Annotated in this window: 4 protein-coding genes and 1 pseudogene; all 5 read left to right on the plus strand. The window is 41.2% G+C overall.

Annotated elements, in window-relative coordinates; all coding sequences use genetic code 11:
* Nucleotides 1–770 (plus strand): tyrosine-type recombinase/integrase (locus AYJ55_RS19825; RefSeq protein ID WP_063657696.1); only part of this gene is annotated, 770 nt, incomplete at its 5' end.
* Between the two features lie 260 nt (nt 771–1,030).
* Complete coding sequence (locus AYJ55_RS19830) at nt 1,031–1,630, plus strand: hypothetical protein (protein WP_063657649.1); 600 nt, start codon at nt 1,031–1,033, stop codon at nt 1,628–1,630.
* Nucleotides 1,631–1,791: 161 nt separating this feature from the next.
* Nucleotides 1,792–2,790: pseudogene (locus AYJ55_RS19835) on the plus strand (terminase large subunit); the annotation flags it as partial.
* Nucleotides 2,791–2,930: 140 nt separating this feature from the next.
* Complete coding sequence (locus tag AYJ55_RS27145) at nt 2,931–3,101, plus strand: HP1 family phage holin (protein ID WP_245677476.1); 171 nt, start codon at nt 2,931–2,933, stop codon at nt 3,099–3,101.
* A gap of 23 nt (nt 3,102–3,124) precedes the next feature.
* Complete coding sequence (locus AYJ55_RS19840) at nt 3,125–3,505, plus strand: lysozyme (RefSeq protein WP_245677475.1); 381 nt, start codon at nt 3,125–3,127, stop codon at nt 3,503–3,505.
* Nucleotides 3,506–3,554 lie beyond the last annotated feature (49 nt).

Genomic DNA, 3,554 nt, shown 5'->3' on the forward strand with positions numbered 1-3,554 from the left:
AAAAGGTCTTTCAGTGTGAAACGGGGCATTTACGGCAAAGTTCGCTCGATACGATTAAACATGCCTTGTTTTCGATTGACGAAACGTTGCAAGCAAAAATGGCGTTGAATATTCGCCCGAGTGAATTTAACGGTTTACCGGAAAATACGCTTAAACATCTGCATTCTGCCTATTTGCTGCTGAAAGCAATGCGAAATGTTGGTGTCAGTCCAATTCCAAAATTGAAAAGAAAAGGGGAAAAGCCTATTTTCATTCCGGCGTTTGAGAATGTGGATAGGATGATTGAAGAAGCGCCCGTCAGAGAAAAGATTGCCTTCATCTTGGCATCGGTGATTGGGCTTCGGATAAGCGAAATATTGGCATTGGATTATAGCGATATTCAAGGGGAATATTTGAATATCTCAAAACATGTAACACGAAACGGTGTTATTGAAGGCTTAAAAGCTGACGTTCAGCGATTGTTACCGATGCCAAAAGGGTTATTGTCGCTATTGGATAAAAACAAGTTTGGGTTACATGAACCATTAATTGTCAGTCAATCAGTGAAAAGACTGTCGTTAAATTACAGTACGACAGGAATTGTTAAGGAATTACTGGAAAAATTCAGGATTGGGAAATTTCATAACTTACGGCATTTTGCAGCGGTACGTCTTATCAAAAAACGGAATGATATTCATGTTATTTCTAAAATGCTGGGTCATAAAAACATTGAGACCACCTCAAATATTTACGGTCGATTTTCAGGGTCAATTTTTGAGTTAAATTTTTAACATTTGCGTTCATTTTTTAATCATTAAGGTAAATGGGGTTAAAACCTTAATTGCTTTACATCAAAGGGATTCAGGTAAAAAATTACAGAATAGCCAAAAACGCATAATTCCGCAGTCATACTTCCGCATTTTGAAAAATTGGAAAACCTAATAATAACAACGCATGAAGAGGGATTTTTTTCGCATACTTCCGCAAAATAAGTCCGCACCCAAAATGGCTAATTTTACGAATGTTGCACAAAGGTTAAAAAGAGGTTGTCATGTCAGGGAAAGCTAAATATAAAAAAGCGTATATTGATGACGTGATCAACCTGTCTTTGGTGAAAGGCAAAGTATCAAATCATTTCATTGCAAAATGGCTGCATGTGGATGAAAAAACGATTAGAAATTGGCGAAAGGATTATTACGAATTTGATCATGCTTTTCATCATGCGGCCGACATTTTGAAAAAAGAGCTAGCAGAAACAGCAAGGCAAAACACCAAAATCCGAAAACGCAAAATTATTAAAACCACGGCAGACGGCGAAACGACAACGATAGAAGAAGTATTGCCTAGTCACAATGATATTGCCGTTTACAAAAAGATGGGGATCAATGAAGTCTTCTTTAACGATGAAAAGCATCAACAAAAAGAATACTTAAGATCGATACTCGAGCGAAAAAAATCAGCCGAAATCACTTCACTAGAGGCCGCGCAATTTTTAGAGATAGAAGGCATTCCTATACCAACTACCTTATTACTGGAAATTAAGCAATTGCAAGGTAGCCCTATACCAGAAGATATACTACCGCAAAATGCAATTACTCGAGAAATGACTTTAGAAGAGGCCGCAGAAGCGTACCAAAAACTGATGGGGTAAAGGGTTAAAATCGCTTACTTATTTATGTTATAAATGATATTAAATTTAAATATTTATTTAATATCAATTGATTATATGAGTTTAACCCCATTTTTTGTATTTTATGTACACGTTTATGTGCAAAATATTTTTTTGAGTCGCTTTTTTCCGGACAAATTCCTATGCCGTTACCTTTTCCTTTTGACTTTAAAAAACCAGATTATTTTAAGGTATTTGAGTGGCGCGATGAGCGTCTACAACGGTTACGCCAGCAGCCGGAAAGTTTTAAACGATTAACCCGATTTTATAAGGATAATCCCGCGCAGTTTATTATTGACTGGGGCATGACGACAGACCCACGAAATGTCGATTACGGGTTACCGGTGACTATTCCTTTTTTGCTGTTCCCGAAACAGGAAGCATGGATTGACTGGATAATGACACGCTGGAAAGGACGTGAAAACGGTATTACCGAAAAAAGCCGCGAAATGGGCTTAAGCTGGACGTCAATTGCACTCGCATGCGCTTTATGTCTCTTTAATAAAGAGATGGTAATTGGCTTTGGCTCCCGCAAAGAAGAGTATGTTGACAGCACCGGTGACCCGAAAGCGTTGTTCTGGAAAGCCCGTAAGTTTATTGAAACTTTACCGCAAGAGTTTCGGGGAGGCTGGGTAGCGAAAAAACACGCGCCTTATATGCGGGTCAATTTTCCAAACACCGGCGCCATTATCAAGGGTGAAGCGGGGACAATATTGGACGGGGTGACCGGACGACACTCTATTTCGTCGACGAAGCCGCCTTTTTGCCTCGTCCGCTATTGATTGATGCTGCCCTATCGCAAACTACCCGCTGCCGCATTGACTTAAGTTCGGTTAATGGGATGGACAATCCTTTTGCCCAAAAACGCCACAGTGGACGTATTCCGGTGTTTACCTTTCACTGGCGCAATGACCCCCGTAAAGATGAACAATGGTACGAAAAAGAGTGCCTGAAAATCGATAATCCGGTCATTGTGGCGCAGGAACTGGATTTGAACTATCAGGCGTCTGTTGAAGGTATCTTAATTCCCGCCGAATGGGTACAGGCGGCCATTGATGCCCATATCAAACTGGGGTTTTTGACAACGGGGGCTAAACGACTCGGTTTTGACGTTGCAGATGAGGGCGATGACAGCAACGCCCTCACGTTTGTACACGGATCGGTTGTCACGGATTGCCAGCAGTGGAGTAAAGGCGACGTGATCAGCTCAGCAAACCGAGTCAAAAACTATGCTGAGGAAGTCCATGCCGATGAAATCATCTATGACTCCATCCGGGGAGTCATGACAACGATTTTTGATTTTTTTACCCTTGAGCAGTGGGTAGCTGTGATGGGTATTGTCTGCACGATAGGACATTTTTTATCAACGTGTACTACCGCAAAAAGGAGTACAGACTCAAGGAACGTCAGTATGAAGATACCGAAAAAAATATTGATGGCAACGGGCCGGTAGTGCGTTGTTTTTAGGCCTCAACGATGATAACGCATTTTGAAGGATTAAAATTTAAACCTTACTTCGATGGAGGTGGTGTACTCTCTGTTTGTTATGGTCATACAGGCAAGGATATTGTGCGTAACCGGATGTACACGCAAGAAGACTGCGATAAGTGGCTTAATGACGATTTAAAAGCCGTTAAACGTTATGTTGACCCGTTGATTAAGGTCAATATCAACACGCTAACACAGGCAGCCCTTTACTCATTTGCTTATAACGTGGGCGTGGGTAATTTTGCCAAATCGACCTTGCTCAAAAAGCTCAACAACAATGACCGAAAAGGGGCATGTGATGAGATGAAGCGGGTGGGTTTATGTGAAAGGCGAAGTCTGGAAAGGGCTAATTACCCGTCGGGAAATTGAGAGCGTAATATGTTATGGCGACCTTACTCATTTATCGGAGTGATTATTG

Source organism: Candidatus Arsenophonus triatominarum (genome assembly GCF_001640365.1).
In the GTDB taxonomy this organism is placed as follows: domain Bacteria; phylum Pseudomonadota; class Gammaproteobacteria; order Enterobacterales; family Enterobacteriaceae; genus Arsenophonus; species Arsenophonus triatominarum.